The 22,940-nt window shown below is 63.9% G+C and carries 23 protein-coding genes; 4 read left to right on the top strand and 19 right to left on the bottom strand.

The features are described from left to right. Positions 1 to 74: 74 nt before the first annotated feature. Complete coding sequence (locus N2603_RS21565) at positions 75 to 263, bottom strand: hypothetical protein (RefSeq protein ID WP_260423937.1); 189 nt, start codon at positions 261 to 263, stop codon at positions 75 to 77. Next, on the bottom strand, positions 260 to 655 hold the full coding sequence (locus N2603_RS21560) for a hypothetical protein (RefSeq protein WP_260423936.1): 396 nt from the start codon (positions 653 to 655) through the stop codon (positions 260 to 262). Before N2603_RS21560 ends, N2603_RS21565 begins: the two co-directional genes overlap by 4 nt. A 680-nt stretch (positions 656 to 1,335) precedes the next feature. Between N2603_RS21560 and N2603_RS21555 the strand changes: the two genes are divergently transcribed. The 3 genes from N2603_RS21555 (at position 1,336) to N2603_RS21545 (ending at position 4,904) form a co-directional block, all read left to right on the top strand. Beyond that, positions 1,336 to 3,768 (top strand): PAS domain S-box protein, encoded by a 2,433-nt coding sequence (locus N2603_RS21555; protein ID WP_260423935.1) that lies wholly within the window; start codon positions 1,336 to 1,338, stop codon positions 3,766 to 3,768. Then, a complete protein-coding gene (locus N2603_RS21550; protein ID WP_018642231.1) occupies positions 3,765 to 4,430 on the top strand; it encodes a response regulator transcription factor in 666 nt (221 codons plus the stop codon). The genes N2603_RS21555 and N2603_RS21550 overlap by 4 nt, the downstream gene beginning before the upstream one ends. Positions 4,431 to 4,517: 87 nt before the next feature. Further along, a complete protein-coding gene (locus N2603_RS21545; protein WP_260423934.1) occupies positions 4,518 to 4,904 on the top strand; it encodes a response regulator transcription factor in 387 nt (128 codons plus the stop codon). Positions 4,905 to 4,967: 63 nt separating this feature from the next. On the opposite strand, the gene N2603_RS21540 is transcribed toward N2603_RS21545, so the two are convergent. From N2603_RS21540 to N2603_RS21460, 17 genes are all read right to left on the bottom strand, one after another. Beyond that, on the bottom strand, positions 4,968 to 5,939 hold the full coding sequence (locus N2603_RS21540) for a tripartite tricarboxylate transporter substrate binding protein BugD (RefSeq protein ID WP_260423933.1): 972 nt from the start codon (positions 5,937 to 5,939) through the stop codon (positions 4,968 to 4,970). Positions 5,940 to 6,065: 126 nt separating this feature from the next. After that, on the bottom strand, positions 6,066 to 7,307 hold the full coding sequence (locus tag N2603_RS21535; RefSeq protein WP_260423932.1) for a threonine synthase: 1,242 nt from the start codon (positions 7,305 to 7,307) through the stop codon (positions 6,066 to 6,068). A 143-nt stretch (positions 7,308 to 7,450) separates the two neighbouring features. After that, positions 7,451 to 8,872: a dihydrolipoyl dehydrogenase gene (lpdA, locus tag N2603_RS21530; RefSeq protein WP_260423931.1), complete on the bottom strand. Its 1,422-nt coding sequence runs from the start codon at positions 8,870 to 8,872 to the stop codon at positions 7,451 to 7,453. A 17-nt stretch (positions 8,873 to 8,889) separates the two neighbouring features. Beyond that, on the bottom strand, positions 8,890 to 9,123 hold the full coding sequence (locus N2603_RS21525) for a hypothetical protein (protein WP_018642236.1): 234 nt from the start codon (positions 9,121 to 9,123) through the stop codon (positions 8,890 to 8,892). An 8-nt stretch (positions 9,124 to 9,131) separates the two neighbouring features. Next, positions 9,132 to 10,475, bottom strand: coding sequence for a pyruvate dehydrogenase complex dihydrolipoamide acetyltransferase (locus tag N2603_RS21520; RefSeq protein ID WP_260423930.1), 1,344 nt, complete (start codon positions 10,473 to 10,475; stop codon positions 9,132 to 9,134). Between the two features lie 62 nt (positions 10,476 to 10,537). Beyond that, entirely contained in the window at positions 10,538 to 10,990 is a 453-nt protein-coding gene (locus N2603_RS21515) for a nucleoside deaminase (RefSeq protein ID WP_260423929.1), read from the bottom strand. Positions 10,991 to 10,992: 2 nt separating this feature from the next. Then, entirely contained in the window at positions 10,993 to 11,295 is a 303-nt protein-coding gene (locus N2603_RS21510) for a DUF5076 domain-containing protein (protein WP_172783638.1), read from the bottom strand. After that, positions 11,292 to 11,615, bottom strand: coding sequence for a hypothetical protein (locus N2603_RS21505; RefSeq protein WP_260423928.1), 324 nt, complete (start codon positions 11,613 to 11,615; stop codon positions 11,292 to 11,294). The genes N2603_RS21510 and N2603_RS21505 overlap by 4 nt, the downstream gene beginning before the upstream one ends. A 14-nt stretch (positions 11,616 to 11,629) precedes the next feature. Next, complete coding sequence (locus N2603_RS21500; protein ID WP_260423927.1) at positions 11,630 to 13,012, bottom strand: pyruvate dehydrogenase complex E1 component subunit beta; 1,383 nt, start codon at positions 13,010 to 13,012, stop codon at positions 11,630 to 11,632. A gap of 29 nt (positions 13,013 to 13,041) precedes the next feature. Further along, on the bottom strand, positions 13,042 to 14,064 hold the full coding sequence (gene pdhA, locus N2603_RS21495) for a pyruvate dehydrogenase (acetyl-transferring) E1 component subunit alpha (protein ID WP_018642240.1): 1,023 nt from the start codon (positions 14,062 to 14,064) through the stop codon (positions 13,042 to 13,044). A gap of 255 nt (positions 14,065 to 14,319) precedes the next feature. Further along, the gene (locus N2603_RS21490) at positions 14,320 to 15,699 is read right to left on the bottom strand and encodes a glycerophosphodiester phosphodiesterase family protein (RefSeq protein WP_260423926.1); all 1,380 of its coding nucleotides are present in this window, start codon (positions 15,697 to 15,699) and stop codon (positions 14,320 to 14,322) included. A gap of 165 nt (positions 15,700 to 15,864) precedes the next feature. Further along, a complete protein-coding gene (gene adh / locus N2603_RS21485; protein ID WP_145831631.1) occupies positions 15,865 to 17,382 on the bottom strand; it encodes an aldehyde dehydrogenase in 1,518 nt (505 codons plus the stop codon). 275 nt (positions 17,383 to 17,657) lie between these two features. Beyond that, positions 17,658 to 18,641, bottom strand: a complete 984-nt coding sequence (locus tag N2603_RS21480) for a GAF domain-containing protein (RefSeq protein ID WP_260423925.1) — start codon at positions 18,639 to 18,641, stop codon at positions 17,658 to 17,660. A 219-nt stretch (positions 18,642 to 18,860) separates the two neighbouring features. Beyond that, positions 18,861 to 19,178, bottom strand: coding sequence for an FtsB family cell division protein (locus tag N2603_RS21475; RefSeq protein ID WP_130366516.1), 318 nt, complete (start codon positions 19,176 to 19,178; stop codon positions 18,861 to 18,863). A gap of 98 nt (positions 19,179 to 19,276) precedes the next feature. Further along, positions 19,277 to 19,828 (bottom strand): NADPH-dependent FMN reductase, encoded by a 552-nt coding sequence (locus N2603_RS21470; RefSeq protein ID WP_260423924.1) that lies wholly within the window; start codon positions 19,826 to 19,828, stop codon positions 19,277 to 19,279. Between the two features lie 183 nt (positions 19,829 to 20,011). Beyond that, the gene (locus tag N2603_RS21465; RefSeq protein ID WP_260423923.1) at positions 20,012 to 21,010 is read right to left on the bottom strand and encodes an MBL fold metallo-hydrolase; all 999 of its coding nucleotides are present in this window, start codon (positions 21,008 to 21,010) and stop codon (positions 20,012 to 20,014) included. Between the two features lie 115 nt (positions 21,011 to 21,125). Beyond that, positions 21,126 to 22,094 carry an AraC family transcriptional regulator gene (locus N2603_RS21460; protein ID WP_260423922.1) on the bottom strand — a complete coding sequence of 323 codons (969 nt, stop codon included), beginning with the start codon at positions 22,092 to 22,094 and terminating at the stop codon, positions 21,126 to 21,128. A gap of 98 nt (positions 22,095 to 22,192) precedes the next feature. Between N2603_RS21460 and N2603_RS21455 the strand changes: the two genes are divergently transcribed. Beyond that, on the top strand, positions 22,193 to 22,930 hold the full coding sequence (locus N2603_RS21455) for an SDR family oxidoreductase (protein WP_260423921.1): 738 nt from the start codon (positions 22,193 to 22,195) through the stop codon (positions 22,928 to 22,930). Positions 22,931 to 22,940 lie beyond the last annotated feature (10 nt).

The following is a 22,940-nucleotide window of genomic DNA, read 5'->3' as shown; positions in this document are numbered from 1 at the left end:
CGAGCATGAACCTCAATGTCGTGTCCTCTCCTGCCTAAGGCACGTCCGCCGCCGCGTCGCGCCGGCCCGTCTGCTCAGGATGCCGCGCGCGTACGCCCCTCGATCGACCGCCCTGATTCCTGATGAATCGCGTAGCACTCGTAGCCGCAGTAGGGCAGCAGCGTCCTGGCGTCGCGCAGATATCCGCCCTCGATCGCCTCGCAGCACCACAGGCACGACGTCTTGCGGAACGGGGTTCTGCCGTTCACCAATATGAATCTCACGTGGAACCTCCCAGCGCGAAGCAGTAGACCGTGTCGACCAGAGAGGCGGACGGCGGCGGCGCACAGATGTGGTTGCGGCCGTCGGGATTGTCTCTGTTGCGCTCGACCTTCTGGGACGGGATCAGGATGTATTTCCCGTCTTCCCGGCGCCGCGCGTAGATCCTGCCGTCGACGTAGCGTACCTCGGTCGGGTAGCAATCCGCATTGTTGCAGCAGCTCAGAACCGGATTGTCCGGCATGTGCCAGTTCGAATAGAACTTCTCGTGGAGCAGCTGATCCTGAGGCGGATGGTGGCGATGTGAACCATCCCGTACGACTTCCTCGGCCTTGACGCCCGTCAGCAGCAGAAGCGGCAGCGCGATCGCCAACAGGAGCTTGCAGCTACGGTTCAACTCACAGCCTCCGGGCGAAGACATGACCTGACGGGCTAGGTGCGGCGGCCGATCCTCATGCCGCCTGACATCGGAACAGCCAGAGCCGGTCGCGTTCGCGACGCGCCCTGAACCGATCGAGACATTTCCGCGAGCAGAGCGGCGCCCGCCAGGAGTAGTATCGGATCAGACCAAACTTGCCGGCACAGACGGCACAGCCTTTGGACTCGGAACGGCGCTCGGAGTAGTCGGGGCTATCGCACATCATCCTCTCCTCTTGACCTCTTGGGGTCCTGGCCTCCTCGTGCGCAAAACGCAGAGGTGGCCACGGTCGTCACGGAAAATGCGGGCTTCTCAATCGTGTGGACGCAGAGCCTGGCTCTTTTGGGTGCAACACGCCGGGCGTTCCGGCAATTTGTGCTCCGCAATCGTCTCCTCTCGATTGACTGCAAGACTAGGCTCCTTGCAACGCACCGCTCAATTGTACGGAGGTAAATGCGCGCTAGAACTAGGATTGTGCGAGCTATACGTAGGTTTGTGCCGTAGTTTTCCGGACATCCGCCGCAACGAGACGGCGCAACGCGTGCAAGCTGCACGGCAATCGGGAATTTTGCGAGAGTTCGACTTTGGTCGGAGGGAATTGCCCCTGTAATGGCAAAGTGCTCTACTCGCTTTGACGCCAGCGAGCCGGGACGCTTGCGATGATGCCTGGCCAGATCACGAAAATCGGGAGTTCGGCCGCGCAATTCCTGCTCGGCGGCCTTGCGGCGCTTCGATCATTCGGCAACGGCGTGAAGGACCGCCCCGCCGTCGCGGACGCCTCGCGGCAGAACACCGATCTGCGTGACGCCATGAAGCAATGGCGCGAGGTGTTCGAGCACAATCCGGTCATGTACTTCATGGTCGATCCCGCCGGAACGGTGCTCAACGTCAATACGTTCGGCGCCGCACAACTGGGCTACACCACGGATGAGCTGATCGGCCAATCCGTGCTGAACGTCTTCTTCGAGGAGGACCACGACTTCGTTCGTCAATGCGTCGCCTTGTGCCTGACCACCGTGGACCAGTCGCACACCTGGGAGATTCGTAAATTCCGGAAGGACGGCTCGGTGCTCTGGGTCCGTGAAAACGCCAAGGCGATGCTGCGCGGCGACGGCACGCCGATCCTGCTGGTCGCCTGCGAAAACATCACCCAGCGCAGGGAGACCGAGGACGCGCTGCGCCAGAGCGAGGCCTATCTCGCCCAGGCCCAGGAATTGAGCCACACCGGCAGCTTCGGCCTGAACTTCGCGACCGGCGAGGCGGTCTGGTCGAGGGAGACCTTTCGCATCTTCCAGTGCGACCCGACGAGGAAGCCGACCCTCCGCTTCGTCTTTCAGCGCATTCATCCGGAAGATCGCGACACGGTCCGCAGCACTCTTGAGCGGGCCTACCGCCTGGCGGAGGATTTCGATCACCAATATCGCCTGCTGATGCCCGACGGATCGGTCAAATATCTCCATTCCGTGGCGCGCGCGGTGCGACATCCATCCGGGCGCATCGAGTTCGTCGGGGCCGTGACCGATGTCACGGTTGCCAAGGAAGCGGAACAGAGGCTGCGTCGCAGCGAAGCCTATTTGAGTGAAGCTCAACGCCTCAGCCATACGAGCAGCTGGGCCTGGGACGTTCATCGCCAGGAGTTCGCCTACCGATCGGCTGAACTCTACCGCCTGTTCGGGTTTGAGCCGGACCAGATCGATGTCCCGGCCCGGGCTTTCCAGCAACGTATCCTGCCGGAGGACTTTCAGCGGATCATCGCGATGGAACGTGAAGCTGTCAGGCAGAAGCAACCCTTCCAGATCGACTTCCGGATTGCGCGCCCCGACGGCTCGATCAGACGCGTCCATAGCGAGGGACACCCCGTGATAGGCCACGACGGCGAGGTGATGGAAATCATCGGCACGCACGTGGACGTCACCGAGCAGTTCGCGGCAAAAGATGCGCTGCACAAGGCGTTCGACGAGCTCAAGGCATCCGAGCAGCGATTCCGCGACTATGCCGAAACCGCATCGGACTGGTTCTGGGAGACCGGCCCGGACCACCGCATCACGCGGATATCGGAACATGCCGACACCTCCACCGCCCCGCCGACGGGCTTGATCGGCCTGACCCGCTGGGACATCCCACCCGATGCCGAGCTCGAGCCGGAGAAATGGGAGCAGCACCGCGTGGCGCTCGATGCCCATGTCCCGTTCCGCGATCTGATCTACCGCAGCAGGGATCGTAACGGATCTCCAATCTACGTGCGCACCAGCGGCAAGCCCTTCCATGATGCGCAAGGCAATTTTCTCGGCTATCGCGGCGTCAGCAGCGACATCACGGCGGCGATCCGCGTCGAGCAGGCGGAAGAGGCGCTGCGCAAGGCGCAAGGCGAGCTTGCCCATGTCACGCGCGTCACGACGCTCGGCGAGCTGACCACCTCGATTGCCCACGAAATCACCCAGCCTCTTGCCGCCGTGATCTCCAATGCGGACGCCTGCATCGCCTGGCTCGACCGCGAACCGGCCGATTTGAAAGCTGCGCGCCGGTCCGCTGAATGGATTGTCGAGGACGCCAATCGGGCGACCGAGGTGATCCGCCGTATTAGGGCGCTTGCGAAGAAGACCGAGATCGAAGTCGTTCCGCTCGACATCAACCAGGTGGTCAGGGAGGCCGTGGCGCTCGTTCGGCGCGAGCTCGCGACCCACGCGGTATCGGTGCGCATGGAGCTGGCGTCCGACCTGCCCCGGATCTGCGGCGACCGGATCCAGCTCCAGCAGGTGCTGATCAACCTGGTGATGAATGGAATTGAAGCCATGCAGGGCAATCTCGATCGTGCTCGCGAGCTGGCGATCCGCTCGTGCCGGGCGGACGACGACGACCGCCTGCTCCTCACCGTGACGGACCGCGGCGTCGGTCTCGCCAAAGACGTCAAGGAACGCATCTTCACTCCCTTCTTCACGACGAAATCGAGCGGTCTGGGAATGGGACTCTCGATCTGCCGATCGATCATCGAGGCTCACGCGGGCCGGCTTTCGGCCTTTCAAAACGAGGGGCGCGGTGCAACATTCCAGATCGCCCTGCCCTTGCCCTTGCCACACAAGGACATGTCGTGACTGACCATGCCAAGCAGGCCGAGGGGAGCGCCGGTGATCCGATCGTCCTTATCGTCGATGACGATCCGTCGATGCGCCGTGCGCTGACCAATCTTTTTCAATCGGTCGGCCTCAAGGTCGAAGCCTTCAGCTCGGCGGCGGAGATCCTGGAAGCCAAACCGCCTGCGGTCCCCAGTTGCCTCGTGCTCGACATCCGCCTGCCAGGCGCGAGCGGCCTCGACCTCCAGGCCGACCTCGCCAAGGCCAATATTCACACGCCCATCATCTTCATCACCGGTCACGGCGATATCCCCATGACCGTGAGAGCCATGAAAAGCGGTGCCGTCGATTTCCTGACCAAGCCGGTGCGCGACCAGGACATGCTGGACGCAGTGCAAGCAGCGATCGAACGGGATCGCAAGCGGCGCGATGCCGAGAAGTCCATCTCGGGCGTGCGATCCCGTTTCGAGGGGCTGACGGCACGTGAGCGCGACGTCCTCGCTCTGGTTGCATCCGGCCTGATGAACAAGCAGGTCGCCGCTGAACTCGGATTAGCCGAAATTACCGTAAAGATCTATCGAGGGCAGATCATGCGGAAAATGGGGGCAAAATCGTTGGCCGATCTCGTCAGAATGACGGACGCGCTCGGAATCCCGCGCAACAGGGGTCACCTGCAAACCTAAGTATGCTTTCCAAGCTCGCTCTGGTGGCCCACTTTCCCTGAAGCGGCTGAACCGCGGCCGGCGGCTCCCCGTTCAGGAGCGATCATCTTGTCAGTGCCTTCGATCATTTCCGTCATTGATGATGATGCCTCCGTTCGCCTTGCGACGAACAACCTCCTGACGTCGCGCGGGTACACGGTCTACACCTTTGGCTCCGCTCACGAATTTCTCCAATCCGCCGAACTGGAGGCGACCTCCTGCGTGATCGCGGACGTGCAGATGGCGGCCATGAGCGGCGTCGAGCTGTTGACGCATATGCGCGGCCTCGGGCGCATCACGCCCTTCATCTTCATGACGGCTTTTCCCGACGAGGCCGTGCGCGACCGCGCGCTGAAGGCCGGCGCGATCGGCTTTCTCGCCAAGCCGTTTTCAACACGAGCCCTGATCGAGTGCCTCGAGACGGCACTTTCGGACGCCGGTGACGCCACGATGTGATGCGGCGCCGCGTCGCGCCGGTCCTCACGGCAAGCACTGCGTGCTGCGGCCACAGCGAGGCACTCAATCCACTTTGATGTTGGCCGCCTTGATGATCGGCCACCACTTTGCAATCTCGGCCTTTTGCCGCGCACCAAGCGCCTCCGGCGCGAGCTGGTCCTGCGGCGTCATCTCCAGGCCCTGGCTTTCGAGCTGCTTCTTCACGGCGGGATCCTTCAGCGCCTCCACGGCCGCGGCGTTGAGTTTCGTTACGATCGCCTTCGGCGTGCCCTTCGGCACCCACATGCCCGACCACAGCGTCATGTTGAAGCCCTTCAGCCCGGCCTCCTCCGCGGTCGGAATGTCGGGCGCGGAGGCCAGGCGCTTGTCGTCGGTGATGGCGTAGGCACGGATGGTGCCGGCGCGGACCTGGTTGATAGAGTTGGAGGTCTGGTCGACGATGATATCGATCTGGCCGGCGATCAGATCGTTCAGCGCGGGCGCGGTGCCGCGATACGGGACGTATTGCAGCTTGATGCCGGAAACGCTCTCGAAATAGACGCCGGCGATGTGGCTGCCGGAGCCTGCGCCGGCCGTGCCCGCCGTCGGGGGCGAGGGCCGCGACTTCAGCCATTCGATCAGCTCTTTCAGCGAGGTCGCGGGCACTGCGTTCTTGCTGACCACGATCATCGGGTTGCTCGGCAGCAGCACCACGGGTTCGAGATCGGCGACGAGATCGTAGCTGAGCTTGTAGACGGCGCCGTTGGCGACGTGAGTGCCGAGATGGCCGAAGGAGATGGTGTAGCCGTCGGGCGGCGATTGCACGGCGCGGCCGACGCCGATCGAGCCGCCTGCGCCGGTGACGTTCTCGATCACCAGGGGCTGGCCGAGCGAGGTCCGCATCCGCTCGGCGAGCACGCGCGCCATCGCATCCGACGGGCCGCCAGCCGCAAAGGGAACGATGATGGTGATGGGGCGCGAGGGATAGTCGTCGGCGCGCGCGGCGCCTGCGATCGCGAGAATACCGATCAGTCCGGCCCAGACGGCCTTCTTCATTGTGCTCTCCCCAGCGATGTCTTTGTTGTTCTTGTGCCCTCCCGCGTACGGGAAGAGGGACCGGTCGTGAAGAGACGAAATGACGCGCCGGAGCGAGATCGCCGCGCTCCGGCAGTATGGTCGTGCCTAGAACTGCGAATAGTCGATCGGCTTGTGGCGATCGAGCGTGCGGGTGACCGGCGGCAGCGGGTATTTCAGGCCGGTCGCGCAGTTGAACAGCATCACGCGGTCACCCTTCGAGACGCGGCCGTCGGCGAGGCTCTCCTTGTAGGCGGCGTAGGTTGCGGCGCCCTCGGGACACAGCAGCAGCCCCTCCTCCCGCGCAACCTCGTTCAGCGCCGCCGAGATCTTGTCGTCGTCGACGGCAATGGCAAAACCCTTGCTCTCGCGCACGGCGCGCAGAATGAGAAAATCGCCGATCGCCTGCGGCACGCGGATACCTGATGCGATGGTGTGGGCGTCCTCCCAGCGCGTGGCATGCTCGGTGCCGGCCTCGTAGGCGCGTACCATCGGCGCGCAGCCCGAGGCCTGCACCGCGACCATGCGCGGGCGCTTGCTTCCGATGAAGCCGATCTTCTCGAGCTCGTCAAAAGCCTTCCACATGCCGATCAGGCCGGTGCCGCCGCCGGTCGGATAGAAGATCACGTCGGGCACGTCCCAGCCGAGCTGCTCGGCGAGCTCGAGGCCCATCGTCTTCTTGCCTTCGATGCGGTACGGCTCCTTCAGCGTCGAGGTGTCGAACCAGCCGACTTTCGCCTTCCCCTCACCGACGATCTTGCCGCAATCGTCTATATAGCCGTTGACGCGGTAGACGGTCGCGCCCTGAAGCTCGATCTCGCTGACATTCACTTCCGGCGTATCGGCCGGGCAGAAGATCGTGGTCTTGATGCCGCAGGAGGTGGCGTAGGCCGCCAGCGCCGCGCCGGCATTGCCGTTGGTCGGCATCGCCATGTGCTTGATGCCGAGCGCCTTGCCCATCGACACCGCCATCACTAACCCGCGGGCCTTGAAAGACCCGGTCGGCAGACGCCCCTCGTCCTTCACGATGATCTCGCCGCCGCCGAGCTTCTTGCCGAGCTTCGGCAGCCGGATCAGCGGCGTCGTGACTTCGCCGAGCGAGACGATGTCCTTGCATTTGCGCACCGGCAGCAGCTCGCGGTAGCGCCACATATCACCGGGGCGCTGCGCCAGCGCGTCCTTGGTCAGCGCCTTCTTCACGCCCGCGAGGTCGTAGCGCACCAGAAGCGGCTTGCCGGCCTTAGAGAGATTGTGGACCTGATCGGCGGCGTAGTGATCGCCCTCCATCGCGCATTCGAGATGGGTGACGAAGGTCGGGCGTTCGATGGTGAGGTTGTCGTTGTCGTGCATGGGGTGATTTCCTTCTTATTTTGAAAACGCTCTCTCGGCCCGTCATTGCGAGCGCAGCGAAGCAATCCAGAGTCTTTCCGCAGAGGCAGTCTGGATTGCTTCGCTTCGCTCGCAATGACGGCGGCGGGCGACGCGCTCGTCCATCAAATATTCAACACCCGTCCATACGCATCCAGCACGGCTTCCTTCATCATCTCCGACAGGGTCGGATGCGGGAAGACCGTGTGCATCAGCTCTTCTTCCGTGGTCTCCAGGTTCATGGCGACGACGTAGCCCTGGATCAGCTCGGTCACTTCCGCGCCGACCATGTGGGCCCCGAGCAGCTGGCCGGTCTTCTTGTCGAAGATTACCTTGACCAGACCCTGGTCCTCGCCGAGCGCAATCGCCTTGCCGTTGCCGACGAAGGGGAAGCGGCCGACGCGGATCTCGCGGCCGTTCTCCTTGGCCTTGGCTTCCGTCAGGCCGACGGAGGCGACCTGGGGATGGCAATAGGTGCAGCCCGGGATCATGTTCTTGTCCATGGGATGCGGATGCAGGCCCTTGATCGCCTCGACACAGATTACACCCTCGTGCTCGGCCTTGTGCGCGAGCATCGGGGGACCGGAGACGTCGCCGATGGCATAGATGCCGGGAACGTTGGTCTTGCCGTAGCCGTCGACCACGATGATGCCGCGATCGGTTTTGACACCGAGCTTTTCGAGTCCCAGATTCTCGATGTTGCCGACGACGCCGACGGCCGAGATCACGCGCTCGAACTCGGTGGTAACCGGCTTGCCCTTGCCGTCGTCGATGGTGGCGACGACGCTGTCGGCCTTCTTCTCCAGCTTGGTCACCTTGGTCGAGGACATGATTTTGATGCCCATCTTCTCGAAGCGCTTCCGGGCAAGGCCTGCGATCTCGGTGTCCTCGACGGGGAGGATCTGCGGCAGCACCTCGACTACCGTGACGTCGCTTCCCATGGTGTGGAAAAAGGAGGCGAACTCGATGCCGATCGCGCCAGAGCCGACCACCAGCAGCGATTTCGGCATCCGCTCCGGCACCATCGCCTCAAAATAGGTCCAGATCAGCTTCTTGTCGGGCTCGAGCCCGGGCAGCACACGCGGCCGTGCGCCGGTCGCGACGATGATGTGCTTGGCCTGATAAGTCCCCTCGCCCAGCGCGCCCTTCGGGCCCTCGACATCGGACTTCTTCACGGTGACTTTGCCGGGCGCATCGATCGAGGCCGCGCCCCAGATGACGCTGACCTTGTTCTTCTTCATCAGGAAGCCGACGCCGTCGTTCAGCCGCTTCGAGACGCCGCGCGAGCGCTGCACCACGGCCTTCGGATCGAACGAGACCTTCTCCGCCGACAGGCCGTAATCCTTGGCGTGCTGCATGTAGTGGTAGATCTCGGCCGACCGCAGCAGCGCCTTGGTCGGAATGCAGCCCCAGTTCAGGCAGATGCCGCCGAGATAGGATTTTTCGACGATCGCGACCTTGAACCCGAGCTGTGCGGCGCGGATCGCGGTGACATAGCCGCCGGGACCGGAGCCGATGATGATGACGTCGAAGGATGTATCGGCCATGGCGGCTCCCATTCAACTCAAGCGGTCGTTGCGCCGCGGGCGCGGCGTTTGAAGATGTAGGTTCTGATCAGCCATTCGATGAGAATGACCACCGCCATGATGGCGAAGATGGTGAGCGCAATCGGCGCCCAGATGTTGCGCGACAACGCCTCGCCGGCAAAGAAGGCGGCCTCAATGATCTCGCGGCCATGCGGGCTGAGCGTGAGGATCAGCGAAATCAGCATCGAGATCCAGGGCCAGCGCGACGTCATGCGCCATCTCAGACCATCATCATGACGGGGTTTTCGATCAGCTGCTTGAACGCGCCGATCAGCTCGGCGCCGAGCGCACCGTCGATGGCGCGGTGATCGCAGGACAAGGTCACGCTCATCATGTGCGCGATCTCGATCTTGCCGCCGCGTACCACGGGACGCTCCTCGCTGGTGCCGACCGCGAGGATGGTCGCATGCGGCGGGTTGATCACGGCGGTGAAGTGGCTGATGCCGTACATGCCGAGGTTGGAGACGGCCGTAGTACCGCCCTGGTATTCCTCGGGCTTGAGCTTGCGCGAGCGGGCGCGCGCGGCAAAATCCTTCATCTCGTTGGAGATGGTCGAGAGCGTCTTGGTCTCGGCCTTGCGGATGATCGGCGTGATCAGGCCGCCGGGCATCGCCACGGCAACGCCGACGTCGGAATGGTGGTGCTTGACCATGCCGCTTTCGGTCCAGCTGACATTGCAGTTCGGAATCTTCTGCAGCGCGACCGCCATCGCCTTGATGACGAAGTCATTGACCGAGATCTTGTAGAGCGGCTTCTTCTCCTTGTCCTTCGGCGCAGCGGCGTTGATCTCCTCGCGCGCGGCGAGCAGCTTGCCGATGTCGCAGTCGATGGTGAGATAGAAGTGCGGGACGTTCTGGATCGATGCGGTCAGGCGCTGCGCGATGGTGCGGCGCATGCCGTCATGCGGGACGATGTCGTAGGAGCCCGGCTCGAACAGCGACAGGATCTGCTTGTCCGACATGGTCGGCGCGATCGACGGCGCACCTGACGGCGCCGCGGCAGGCGCCTTGAGGCCCTTGCCGGACTTGGCCTGCTCGACGTCGCGCGCGACCACGCGGCCGTGCGGACCAGTGCCCGTCACCATCGACACATCGATGCCGGCATCCTTGGCGAGACGGCGCGCCAGCGGCGACGAGAACACGCGACCGCCATGGCCGTTGCTCTGCGCAGCCGGCGCTGCCGCCTGCGGCGCGGCGGCGGGCGGCGGTGCGGCCTTGGGCGCGGCCGGCGCAGGCGCTGGTGCGGCGGCGGGAGCCTCCGCGGCCTTCGGCGGCGCGGCCGAGGCGCTGGGCTTGGCGCTACCCGCAGCCTTCACGTCCTCGCCCTCGCCGGCGAGCACCGCGATCACGTCGTTGACCGGGACGTCCTGCGTGCCCTCGGGCACGAGGATCTTGGCGATCGTGCCCTCGTCGATGGCCTCGACCTCCATGGTCGCCTTGTCGGTCTCGATCTCGGCGATGACGTCGCCGGATTTGACCTTGTCGCCTTCCTTCTTCAGCCACTTGGCGAGGTTGCCCTTCTCCATCGTCGGCGAGAGAGCGGGCATCAGGATGTTGATGGGCATGCTGACCTCAAGAAGAACTTTGCAAAACGTCGCCTCCGACAGCGGAGACGAACAGACCAGGTTTAGTTGCCGATGTCGCCCTGCCAGAGGCGCTCATTGGCAGGGATGGAACGCCAATTCTTCATCATGGTGATGGAGCGATCGTCGGCAAGGTCGATCCAGGGGATGCCGAACTTGTCGAGGATGTCCTTGGAGCCCGGGAAAGTGACGGACTCCCCGATCACCACCAGCTTGACCTTGAACAGCGCGAGCGCGCCGGCGCACATCGAGCAAGGTGACAGCGTCGTGTACATGACCGTGTCGTGGAACGTGATCGCACCGGCCTCGCGCAGGCAGCTCATCTCGCCGTGCAGGATCACGTTGTTCTCCTGCACGCGATTATTGTGGCCGCGGGCGATGATCTTGTTGTCGCGCGTCAGCACCGCGCCGATCGGCAGGCCGCCCTGCGCGATCGAGGCTTCCGCCTCGCGGATCGCCTCCAGCATGAAGTCGAAGTGGTGGGATTCGATCGCCACTTTCAGTGTCCCTTTCCGCGCGGCGTCGTGGTGCCGGTGTCTGTGGGACGCTCGATCTCAGCCTGGAACATGTCGAGGATCCGGTTCAGCGCATCCTCCTCGGTATATTCGCTCTCGCGCGCATAGGCGCGCGCGGCGTGGCGGGCGAGATCGACGAGCAGCAGGCCCCACATGTCGGGTTCCTCGAAGGCGCGCTGGAACGCCATCGACAGCCCGCCGTCCAGCACGAACACGCGCAGGATCTCGACCGCGTCGTCGCGGGTCATGACGTCAGGCGGCAGTGGCTGTTCCTTCGGCCCGCTCATTGCGATGAACCCGATGCGTCTTGAAGGACAAGGACTTTCCCGCCGAACTCCACTCCAATAGCTCGTTGCAGCATGGACCGGAGCACAAGGAAACCAACCGCGAAAAACACTGGAACTAAGACGACCGGCTGGAAGATCATCGCGTTGACGACTGCCGTGGCAGCGGCCGCAAATTCCGGATAGCCCAGCATGCGCGAAAGGATCGCCACCAAAAGCATCAACGGAAACTCGACCACCATGACCGCGAGCGGAATAAGAACCGTAAAAGCCAGAGCTGCCAATATCCAGCGCCAGTAGATATGCCAGGTTAACTTATACATGGTTGCGCCGGACTCTACCTGTAGCAGACGGCTTTGGCGGCCTCGACGACTTCCGCCGCCGAGGGCAGCGCGAGCTTCTCCAGGTTGGCGGCATAGGGCATCGGCACGTCCTTGCCGGAGACGCGCGCGACCGGCGCATCCAGATAGTCGAACGCGTTCTCCATGATGCGCGCGGCGATCTCGGCGCCGACGCCGCTCTGGGCCCAGCCCTCTTCCACCGTGACGGCACGGCCCGTTTTCTTCACGGAGTTGATGATGGTCTCGGTGTCCATCGGACGCAGCGTGCGCAGGTCGATCACCTCGGCCTCGATGCCCTCCTTGGCGAGCTCGTCGGCGGCCTTGAGCGCATAGGTCATGCCGTTCGACCAGGAGATGATGGTGACATGGCTGCCGGAGCGCACGACGCGCGCCTTGCCGATCGGGATGATGAAATCGTCGAGCTTGGGCACCTCGCCGGTATGGCCGTAGAGCACCTCATTCTCGAGGAAGATCACCGGATTGGGATCGCGGATCGCGGCCTTGAGCAGGCCCTTGTAGTCGGCGGCCGAGAACGGCGCGACGACCTTGAGACCCGGAATGTTCGAGTACCAGGCCGAATAGTCCTGACTGTGCTGGGCGGCGACGCGCGCAGCGGCGCCGTTCGGCCCGCGGAACACGATCGAGCAGCCCATCTGGCCGCCGGACATGTAGAGCGTCTTGGCCGCGGAGTTGATGATCTGGTCGATCGCCTGCATGGCGAAGTTGAAGGTCATGAACTCGACGATCGGCTTCAGCCCGGTCATGGCGGCACCGACGCCGACGCCGGCAAAGCCGTGCTCGGTGATCGGGGTGTCGATGACGCGCTTGGCGCCGAACTCCTGGAGCAGGCCCTGGGTGACCTTGTAGGCGCCCTGATATTCAGCGACCTCTTCGCCCATCACGAACACGTCGGCGTCGCGGCGCATCTCTTCGGCCATGGCGTCGCGAAGCGCTTCGCGGATGGTCTGCGTCACCATCTCGGTGCCGGCGGGCACTTCGGGATCGGGCTCGGCGACGGCTTGCGGCGCAGGCGCAGCCTTGGGCGCGGGTGCCTCGGCCTTTGCTGCGGCAGGCGGCGCGGACTCCGCAGCCTTCGCGGCCGGCGCAGGTGCTTTCGCAAGATCAGCCGCGCTCTCGCCGTCGGCGAGAATAGTCGCGATTGGCGTGTTCACCGCGACATCGGCGGTACCTTCGGGGATCAGGATCTTGCCGAGCGTGCCCTCGTCGGTCGCCTCGACCTCCATGGTCGCCTTGTCGGTCTCGATCTCGGCGATCACGTCCCCCGACTTGATCGTCTCGCCCTCTTTTTTCAGCCACTTGGCGAGGTTGCCCTTTTCCATCGTGGGCGACAACGCGGGCATCAGCACTTGAATTGGCATATCGACTCCAAAAGAAAGCTTGCGCGCGTTCAGCGGTAAACGTCGGTCCAGAGCTCGGCGGCATCCGGCTCGGGATCATGCTGGGCAAAATCGGCGGACGCGTTGACGATGTCGCGCACCTCGGCGTCGATCGCCTTGAGATCGGCCTCGCTGACCTTGGCCGCCAGCAGGCGATTGCGCACCTGCTCGATCGGGTCCTGGTCGTGACGGACCTTCTCGACCTCCTCGCGCGTGCGATATTTTGCAGGGTCGGACATCGAATGGCCGCGATAGCGGTAGGTCTGCATCTCCAGGATGAAGGGGCCCTTGCCGGCGCGGCACCAGGCCGCCGCCTCCTCGCCCGCCGCCTTGACGGCGCGGACGTCCATGCCGTCGACCTGCTTGCCGGGGATGTTGAAGGACACGCCGCGCTTGGAGAAATCCTGCTGGGCCGAGGCGCGCGAGACCGAGGTGCCCATGGCGTAGCGGTTGTTCTCGATGACGTAGATCACCGGCAGCTTCCAGAGCTCCGCCATGTTGAAGCTCTCATAGACCTGGCCCTGATTGGCCGCGCCGTCGCCGAAATAGGTGACGCTGACATTGCCGTTGCCGCGATAGTGATTGGCGAAGGCGAGGCCCGTGCCGAGCGAGACCTGGGCGCCGACGATACCATGGCCGCCGTAGAAGTGCTTCTCCTTGCTGAACATGTGCATGGAGCCGCCCTTGCCCTTGGAATAGCCGCCGCGGCGGCCCGTGAGCTCGGCCATGACGCCATTGGCGTCCATGCCGGTCGCAAGCATGTGGCCATGGTCGCGATAGCCGGTGATGACCTGATCGCCCTCTTTCAGGGCCATCTGCATGCCGACCACCACGGCCTCCTGGCCGATATAGAGATGGCAGAAACCGCCGATCGCGCCCATGCCGTAGAGCTGGCCGGCCTTTTCCTCGAACCGCCGGATCAGGAGCATCTCGCGGAGCGCCTTGAGCTCCTGCTCCCTGGTGAATTCCGGGGGCGATGCGCCGTCGGTTTTGTCCTGTGCAGCGCCTGCGGCGGCTTTCTTGGGTGCGGCCATGGGAATTCCGGGTCAGAGAAAACTTCAGCCCTCTCTAACCCAAGTCAAACGCCCTTGGAAAGCACCGCGGCGGCATGGCACGACTTTCATTATGCCGCACTGCAACGTGGCCGAAACTTTGCAAAACCTTTAGGCTTGATCAGGCAACTTTAGCTCACGCGCCAGCGAACGTGGCGCGTGCCACGCACGCAACGAAATTCGGACGCGTTTATCCGCGGGTCTGAACCCTTGCACGCGTCCGATTCGCCGTGCCGCCTACCAGCCCAGCTCACGCAAATACGCTGCGCGGGCGGCGACGCCGGTATGCGTGAAGTCGCTGAAGACCCCATCGACGCCGAGCCGGAAGAATTTGAGATATTCAAGGCTGGGATCGCCGCGATAGTCGGCTGCGAGATATTTCTTCTCGTTCCGGAATGTGAAGACATGCACGAACAGGCCGAGCATGTGCGCATCGGTGACGAGGCTGGTCGGGTCCTGCGTCGAAGCCTCCGGCGTCGATCCCTTGTAGGGCGTGCCGTCGGCATTGCTGTCCTTCCACGGCGCGATCTTGAGTGGAACGATATAGGCCTTCCACGGACCGATGCCGTCGGCATAGGTCTTGATCTCGGCCATGCCCTCCGGGGTCAGCATCGCATCGTAGAGGCGCGCATCACCCGCAACCGTCCAGTCGAACGGACGTGAGCTCGTGATGTTGTTGAGGAGCACCTTGCCGGTTTTGAAGTCGATACCGTTGCCGTCGATCAGCTGGGCCTGCCGCGTCTGGAGCCCGTGGCTGCGCATATATTTCAGGCTGCCGGGCTCGAAGCTCTGGACCAGGATGGGCGCGTCCTTGGTGTTGAGGCCGTTGTCCTTGATGATCTTGATCAGGGCATCTTCGAGCGGATGACTGCCGGCCGGGCCGCAGCCATTGGCGATCGCCTGGGCATTGTTCCAGGTCGGGTTCTTGGTTTCGGGGTAGACGAGGATCGAGCGCCCGGTCTCCTTGCTCTTGGCCTTGGCGATGTCGATGACGTCCTGGAAGCTGATGATCGGGAGCTTGCCATTGAAGACCTTCGGCCGCTCGTTGGCCGCGTCATAGGTGGTGCCGGCGATCCATTCCTTCAGCTCGGCCATCGTGAAGTCGGTGATCGACCAGTCGTTGGTGTGGTCCTCGCCGTCCACGATCAATGACTTCAGCACCGATTTCGGATCAGCCGGATCGGTGAGATCCGTCAGGTAATCGGCAGGCGCGCTCGGGGAAGCTGGCGCCTTGACGCGCACGCCGGGCACCGTGCGCTTGCGCGCGGCCACAGTCGCATTGGTCTTCGCGACCTCGGCAATGTCAGTGTTGTCGCTGAGCCAGGGATTATGCCGCACGACCAGCACGCAATCCTTGGTCAGGTGCAAATCCTCTTCGAGCGCGTCGGTCCCGACGGCCGCCGCGAGGTCATACGAGGCCTCGGTCTCTTCCGGCACCAGTCCAGGCAGGCCGCGATGGCCGAGGACGAGCGGCGCCTTGCCATCGACGGTCAGGAAGGGTTTTGCGCCTGATGGCGCCGCAGCGGACTGCGCGAAGGCCATCGACAGCGGGAGCGCCGCGGCCCCGAGCAAAATCGCCCCAACATACATTGTCCGCCGTGAACGAATGTTCCGCATCGCCAAGCCTCCGTCTTTGCCCGGCATTGCTGCGAATGCCGGCAGCGCCGAACCCGGATAGGCGCGGCGCTGCCGTCTTGTCCGAATTCTCTGACAGATGGATGACGGTGGAGAGGGCGGCGCAGGGGTGCGCCGCCCTCTCCTGCCTGAACAAATCTTGCTCGATCAGAAGAAACCCAGCTTCTTCGGGCTGTAGCTCACCAGGAGGTTCTTGGTCTGCTGGTAGTGGTCGAGCATCATCTTGTGGGTCTCGCGACCGACACCCGACTGCTTGTAGCCGCCGAAGGCCGCATGCGCCGGATAGGCATGGTAGCAATTGGTCCAGACCCTGCCCGCCTGGATCGCCCGGCCGAAGCGGTAGCAGCGGTTGGCATCGCGGCTCCAGACACCGGCACCTAAGCCATAGAGCGTGTCGTTGGCGATCGCGAGCGCTTCGTCGTCGGTCTTGAAGGTCGTGACCGAGACGACCGGGCCGAAGATCTCCTCCTGGAAGATGCGCATCTTGTTGTGGCCTTCGAACACCGTCGGCTGGACATAGAAGCCCTTGGCGAGGTCGCCGCCGAGCTCGGCACGACCGCCACCAGCCAGCACCTTGGCTCCCTCCTGCTTGCCGATGTCGATATAGGAGAGGATCTTTGCGAGCTGCTCGCTCGATGCCTGCGCGCCGATCATGGTGTCGGCCACGCGCGGATCGCCCTGCTTGATCGCGGCGACGCGCTTCAGCGCGCGCTCCATGAAGCGGTCGTAGATGTCGGCGTGAACCAGCGCCCGGCTCGGACAGGTGCAAACCTCGCCCTGGTTCAGCGCAAACATGACGAAGCCCTCGATCGCCTTGTCGAAGAAGTCGTCGTCCTCGGCGGTGACGTCCTTGAAGAAGATATTCGGCGACTTGCCACCGAGCTCCAGCGTCACAGGGATGAGGTTCTGGCTGGCATATTGCATGATCAGCCGGCCGGTCGAGGTCTCGCCGGTGAAGGCGATCTTGGCGATGCGCGGGCTGGACGCCAGCGGCTTGCCGGCCTCGAGGCCGAAACCGTTGACGATATTGAGCACGCCTGCTGGCAGCAGGTCGGCGATGATCTCGGCCCAGACCATGATCGAGGCCGGGGTCTGCTCGGCGGGCTTGAGCACGACGCAATTGCCGGCGGCCAGCGCAGGCGCAAGCTTCCAGCAGGCCATCAGCAGCGGGAAGTTCCAGGGAATGATCTGGCCGACCACGCCGAGCGGCTCGTGGAAATGATAGGCGATGGTGTCGTGGTCGATCTCGCCGATCGAGCCTTCCTGGGCGCGCACCACGCCGGCGAAATAGCGGAAATGGTCGATCGCGAGCGGCAAGTCGGCGGCGCGGGTCTCGCGGATCGGCTTGCCATTGTCCCAGGTCTCGGCGACCGCGAGGCGCTCGAGATTCTCTTCCATGCGGTCGGCGATCTTGTTCAGGATCGCGGCGCGCTCGGCGACGCTGGTGCGGCCCCAGGCGCCCTTGGCGGCATGCGCCGCGTCGAGGGCGGCCTCGACGTCCTGCGCGTCGGAGCGCGCGATCTTGCACACGACCTGGCCGTTCACCGGCGAGGCATTGTCGAAATACTTGCCGGCAGCCGGCGGGACGAACTTGCCGCCGATGAGATTGTCATAGCGTTCGGCGAAGGGATGCTGGGTGACGCCGAGGAATTCCACCTTGTTCATTGATCACTCCCGATGTTGCTGTTTGCGCTTGTCGTCGCATGTTCGCGACTTGCGCTGACGATGATGCGGGAGGCGTTTTCTGTCAGCCCGGTCGGGAGCGATGGCGGCGCGGACCTGTCGCAGTTCTGAGACAGTCGTGGGCGAGGCAGCGCGAGATGGAGCACCCCTGCTTCCACATCGTCATTGCGAGCGCAGCGAAGCAATCCAGAGTCTCTCCGCGGAAAGATTCTGGATTGCTTCGCTGCGCTCGCAATGACGGCTGAGAGAGGACGTGCTCAGTGGTTCAGCTCGAACCGCTTCAGCTTCCGGTGCAGCGTGGCGCGGCTGACGCCGAGGGCCTTGGCGGCGGCGGAAACATTGCCGCCCGCGCGAAGCAGCGCCCGCTGCAACACCGCGCGCTGACCGCCGGCAAGGTGGTCATGCGCAACATCGCCGCCGAGCAGATCGGCCGCGGGCACTGGGCGCAACGGGCGACCGGGCGCGATCCCAAGTCCAATGCCAAGTCCAATGCCAAGTCCCATCCGGGCGGAGCGGGTCGCACCGATCACGAGATCGTCCGCATCGACGGCCACGAGGCCGCCGCACTGGCCGTCCGCAGCCGGCGTCAGCACGATGCGGGCATGGGCGAAGGCGCGGCGGAACATGTCGGCCTCGATGCGTTTGGCCGCCTCGCCCGCCGCCAGTGCGATCAGGCTGGAAAACGCATCGGTGCGGTCGGCGCGGCAGGAGGAGACGTCGAGCACACCGGCGAAGGCCGCCTCGTGGTCGTAGATCGGAACCGCAGTGCAGCTCAGAAGCGTGTTGCGGGTGAAGAAGTGCTGGTCGCGGTCGATCGTCAGCGGCCGCTGCTCGACGACGCAGGTGCCGATGCCGTTGGTTCCCTCGTGCTCCTCGCTCCAGAGCGCGCCGGTCCACAGGCCCCAGGATTGGAACGTCGCATCGTCCGCGGGCGTGCCGCGACGGTCGACCGGCACCCCCTCGCCGTCGGCAAGCAGCACACAGCAGCCGGCCGCTCCAACGGCCTGATAGAGCCGGTCCATGGCGCCTTGCGCGGCGGCCAGCAGCGGCGCGATGCGCTCGCGCGCCGTGCGGAGTTCCGCCTCCGTCAGCCGCTTCGGCAGGCCGCGGCCAGAGGGGTCGAGATGATGCAATCGGGAGGAACGGCGCCAGGAGGCCACGAGCGCGGAACGAGCCGCCTGGCCTGATGCGATGGCGGCCTCGACACGGGCCGCGTGATGCTGGGGGGCTTGCCCATTCATCACCGTTTCCTCCGGGTGGCATTCTTAAGACGTGCCGGCGGGGCCTTGTTGATCTCCGTCAATCCTGGAGGCCGCGCGTCGAACAAGCCATGCCCCCGCCCGCGCCGCCCCGTCAAGGCGGCAAAGCGGCTGCCGCCTTGCGACCTTCGAGTGATGGAGATGGACCGCGAGGAATCCCGACGCCAGCTTGCGAGGTTGGTTTCGAATCGCGCGAAAACGCTAGTTCGGCGGGATCATCCGGACGAGATCATGCGGATTGACGTAGTCGAGCTGGAACCGGGCCCGCTCGTCCAGCATGTCGGGATCGATCCTCGAGGTGCGCAGCAGCGAGACGCGCTGCTCGCTCCTGGCGCGCTCGCGCTTGAGCTGCGCCAGCTCGCTGGTCAGCGCGATGATCTCCTGGTCGAGCTCCTGGCGCGCGTTGAGGCCGTATTTGCCGGTATAGGCGTTGACGCCGAAATAGCCGACGATGGCAGCCGCCATCGCGTAGAGGGCAAGACCGGTCAGGATCGATTTCAGGCGCGCGCGGGAGACCATCTTGGGAAGATGCGGCACCTTGGTTAAGGGAGCGCTAACGCCCCTACCCGCGTCGTAGTCATGGCCGGGTCAAGCCCGGCCATGACGAGAGCGTGTGCTCACCCGTGATGCTTCGCCACGTGGGCGGCAAAGGCATCGATGTAGGCCTGGAGCACACCCTTCAGCGAGTCCTTGGTGAGGTTGCCCTCCGCATCGAAGGCATCGCCGACGGCGTTCAGATAGGTCTCGGGCTGCTGCATGATCGGACCGGTAATGCCGGGCAGGATGTTCTGCAGCGTCTTGGCGGCGCTGACGCCACCGAGCGGTCCCGGCGAGTTCGAGATGATGCCGACCGGCTTGCCGTTGAACGAGCTCTTGCCATAGGGCCGCGAGGCGACGTCGATGGCGTTCTTCAGGGCGCCCGGAATGGCGCGGTTGTATTCGGGGGTGACGAAGATGACGCCGTCGGACTTTTGGACCTTGTCACGGAAGGCCAGCCAGTCCGCGGGCGGCGCGCCCTCGAGGTCCTGATTGAAGAAGGAGATGCCTGCCGGCGTGATGACCTCGAGCTTGAGAGAGGCCGGCGCGAGCTTGGCGAGCGCATTGGCGATCTTCAGCGAAAAGCTGTCCTTGCGCAGGCTGCCGGCGATAACGACGATATTGTAGGCCATGGGGTGTCCTTGAAACCTTGAGGGGAAGTGCCGGGCGGCACTTAAGCGATCCGGAGCGATGGATGCAAGTGCATGGACCGGTCCGATTTGGAAACGCTGCGTTTCGCGAAAGCAGATAGTCGTCCAAACCAATCAGGCCGCCCAGCGGCGGCCTGATGTTTCGCACAAAATCTACAACGGCAATCAGATCGTCGGATTCCACGCCGACGGGATCAGGCGATACTTCGCCCCGTCCCTCTCGACATGACCGACCGAGGGGAAGGTGAAGTGGAAGCCGATCACGGTCGCCTTCTCCGCCACCGCCATGTCGTAGAATTTGTGGCGCGTCGCCTGCGCCAGCGCGGCGTCGGCATCGAACATCACGTGCCAGTCCGGATTGCGCAGGAAGAACTCCGGGATGTTGGTGACGTCGGACTGGATCAGCACCTTGGCATCGCCCGAGGCAACCGCGAACGAGGTGTGGCCGGGCGTATGGCCGGGCGTCGCGATCGAGGTGATGCCAGGCGCCACTTCCTTGCCCCACTCGTACTTGGTGACCTTGGACTCGAGCCCGGCGAAGGTCTTCTTCACGTTGGCGAAGTAGTTCTTCATCATCGGATTGGACTCGGCCTTTGCGGCGTTGTCCTCGCTGGTCCAGAACTCCCAGTCCTTGCCCGGCACCATGATCTCCGCGTTCGGGAACGCGAGAGCGCCGTCGGCGAGACGGATACCGTTGGTGTGGTCGGGATGCAGATGCGACAGCAGCACGACGTCGATGTTCTTGGGATCGACGCCGGCGGCCTGGAGGTTTTGCAGGGTGCGGCCGACGGCGCCCTTGCTCGGCTCGAGATTGGCGACGCCGTTGCCGGTATCGATCAGCACCAGCTTGGAGCCGGTGTTGATGAGCTGCGGGTTGAACGGCACTGTGACCATGCCCTTGGGCATGTAGGCGGCCTCGCCGGCGGCTGCGGCTTCTTCCTTCGGCACATTGACGACGAACTTGTCGGGCATCGGAAAGGTGCGCGCGCCGTCGTTGATCGAGGTGCACTCCAAGCTGCCGACCTTGTAGCGATAGAAGCCCGGCGCCTGCGTCCCGGCTGGCGGCACTGAGGCATTGGCAATGGTCGGGCGAAGTCCGGTGGCGGCAGCCGCACCGACGGCGGCGACGCCTGCGAGCAGGTGACGACGATTGAGATCGGTCATGGAATGAAGTCCCCTTCTGAGCGCCTTGCGGTTTTTCCGCTTTCAACGGCGGCGGGAATAATCCCCGGCCTCGCTCAGAAGGCAAGTCCTTCTTTCGGTGATGCGCCGTCGCGCATCACGATAATTTATTTGGGGCGTTGGGGAATTTTTCGCCCGTAGCCTGTCCGCGCCAGTATCGCTTCGGTGCATGGCCGTAGACTCGCTTGAAGGCGTGTCCGAAGGCGCTCTCCGACGAATATCCAAGCTGCGCGGCAATTGCCGAAACGGTCGCGCCACGTCGAAGCAGATCGCGTGCAAGTCGCATTCGCCATCGGAGCAGGTAGTCGAGCGGCGCCAGCCCCACCAGCGACTTGAACCGCTTCGAAAATGCGGATCGCGACATGGCGATCGCTTCGGACAATGCTTCCAGGGTCCAGGGGTGAGCGGCGTCTTCGTGCATCAGCCTGATGGCCTTGCCGATCCTGGCGTCGACCAGCGCGTTGATCCATCCCAAACCCTCGCCGGCACTCTGATCCAGCGCCGCGCGGAGCACCTGGACGAGCAGGACGTCGGCAAGCCTGTCGGTGAGTACGGCCGCTCCGATTCCCGTCCCCCTGATTTCAAGGTCGAGAATCTCGAGCGTGGAATGAATGACAGGTGCCGACGGACTGCGCGACGGTATGAGCAGGAAACGGGGGAGTGCATCGGGCAGCAATCCGGCGTCCGACGCTTCGAAACCGAAACTGCCGGCAAGCAGAACGGTGTCGCTGCCCGCATGACGCGCGACATCCGACTGCATCCAATCGAACGCCGCTATGCCGTCTTCGGGAGCAAGGCGTTGGTCGTTGGCCAGAACATAGGCTGGTGCATTGGCCAGAAGAAAGCAGTCGCCGGTGGCAAGCCGATGATTGGCTTCGTCGCCGAAATCGATCCAGCAATCACCTCGGATGACCGCGCCGAACTTGAGGGCGGGTTTGGCCGGGAACCGATACGACCAATTGCCGCCGGCCTCGAACCTCGTGCAACGCGCCGCGCGAACGTTCAGGAGCGAGAAGACCTGAGACAGCGGGTCCGAGGTCTTGTGCCTATCCGAGGGTTTGTCCAAGGCTTGATCCGATCTCGACGATTTTCGAGCATTTCGAGCATAGATCATCCTCGCTGCCGATGCGAAGTTCATCTCGCAACGAATTGCATGGAACATCTATGACGGGCATCGCAGGCAAGGTCATCGGCATCACGGGCGCGAGCAGCGGAATTGGCGAAGCCGCCGCCCGGCATCTCGCAGAACGTGGCGCCATCGTGATCCTCGGCGCACGGCGCGCCGACCGGCTGCAGATGCTGGCCGCGAGCATCGCCTCAAAGGGCGGAAAGGCATCATTCCTCGTTACCGACGTCAGGCAACGCGAGGACGTCGCCAGGCTCGTCGGACTTGCCACGGACCGATACGGGAAGCTGGACGTCCTGATCAACAATGCGGGGATTGCCCCGATTTCGCGCCTGGACGATCTGAGGGTCGACGACTGGGACGACATGATCGACGTGAACGTGAAGGGTGTGCTCTACGGGATCGCCGCGGCCCTGCCCGTCTTCCGTCGTCAGGGCTTCGGCCATTTCGTCAACACCCTGTCGACCGCCGGCATCAAGATCGTTCCGACAATGGCCGTCTATGCGGGGTCGAAGAATGCCGTCAGGGCGATTTCCGAAGGACTTCGCCAGGAGGCCGGCCCGTCCCTTCGCGTGACGACCATCTCACCCGGTTATGTCGACACCGAGCTGCCGTCCTCCATGACGGATTCCGCGTTACGGGAGCAAGGGCAGGCAAGCATGAAGGCGATGGCCATTCCGGCGAGCGCTATCGCGGAGGCGATGGCCTTCGCGATAGCGCAGCCGGATAGCGTGGACGTCGGCGAGATCGTTATTCGCCCCACGGCTCAGGCATAAATTCGATCAG

The organism is Bradyrhizobium huanghuaihaiense (assembly GCF_025200885.1).
GTDB lineage: Bacteria > Pseudomonadota > Alphaproteobacteria > Rhizobiales > Xanthobacteraceae > Bradyrhizobium > Bradyrhizobium huanghuaihaiense.
This window is presented reverse-complemented; position numbering and strand designations above follow the sequence as displayed.

Bases quoted from the DNA above. Each gene is read 5' to 3' on its own strand.
- N2603_RS21535 (WP_260423932.1), bottom strand. From the start codon at position 7,307: ATGCACGACAACGACAACCTCACCATCGAACGCCCGACCTTCGTCACC.
- N2603_RS21510 (WP_172783638.1), bottom strand. From the start codon at position 11,295: ATGAGCGGGCCGAAGGAACAGCCACTGCCGCCTGACGTCATGACCCGC.
- pdhA (WP_018642240.1), bottom strand. From the start codon at position 14,064: ATGGCCGCACCCAAGAAAGCCGCCGCAGGCGCTGCACAGGACAAAACC.
- adh (WP_145831631.1), bottom strand. From the start codon at position 17,382: ATGAACAAGGTGGAATTCCTCGGCGTCACCCAGCATCCCTTCGCCGAA.
- N2603_RS21540 (WP_260423933.1), bottom strand. From the start codon at position 5,939: ATGAAGAAGGCCGTCTGGGCCGGACTGATCGGTATTCTCGCGATCGCA.
- N2603_RS21525 (WP_018642236.1), bottom strand. From the start codon at position 9,123: ATGACGTCGCGCTGGCCCTGGATCTCGATGCTGATTTCGCTGATCCTC.
- N2603_RS21555 (WP_260423935.1), top strand. From the start codon at position 1,336: ATGATGCCTGGCCAGATCACGAAAATCGGGAGTTCGGCCGCGCAATTC.
- N2603_RS21475 (WP_130366516.1), bottom strand. From the start codon at position 19,178: ATGGTCTCCCGCGCGCGCCTGAAATCGATCCTGACCGGTCTTGCCCTC.
- N2603_RS21500 (WP_260423927.1), bottom strand. From the start codon at position 13,012: ATGCCAATTCAAGTGCTGATGCCCGCGTTGTCGCCCACGATGGAAAAG.
- N2603_RS21455 (WP_260423921.1), top strand. From the start codon at position 22,193: ATGACGGGCATCGCAGGCAAGGTCATCGGCATCACGGGCGCGAGCAGC.
- N2603_RS21505 (WP_260423928.1), bottom strand. From the start codon at position 11,615: ATGTATAAGTTAACCTGGCATATCTACTGGCGCTGGATATTGGCAGCT.
- N2603_RS21470 (WP_260423924.1), bottom strand. From the start codon at position 19,828: ATGGCCTACAATATCGTCGTTATCGCCGGCAGCCTGCGCAAGGACAGC.
- N2603_RS21490 (WP_260423926.1), bottom strand. From the start codon at position 15,699: ATGCGGAACATTCGTTCACGGCGGACAATGTATGTTGGGGCGATTTTG.
- lpdA (WP_260423931.1), bottom strand. From the start codon at position 8,872: ATGGCCGATACATCCTTCGACGTCATCATCATCGGCTCCGGTCCCGGC.
- N2603_RS21480 (WP_260423925.1), bottom strand. From the start codon at position 18,641: ATGAATGGGCAAGCCCCCCAGCATCACGCGGCCCGTGTCGAGGCCGCC.
- N2603_RS21520 (WP_260423930.1), bottom strand. From the start codon at position 10,475: ATGCCCATCAACATCCTGATGCCCGCTCTCTCGCCGACGATGGAGAAG.
- N2603_RS21465 (WP_260423923.1), bottom strand. From the start codon at position 21,010: ATGACCGATCTCAATCGTCGTCACCTGCTCGCAGGCGTCGCCGCCGTC.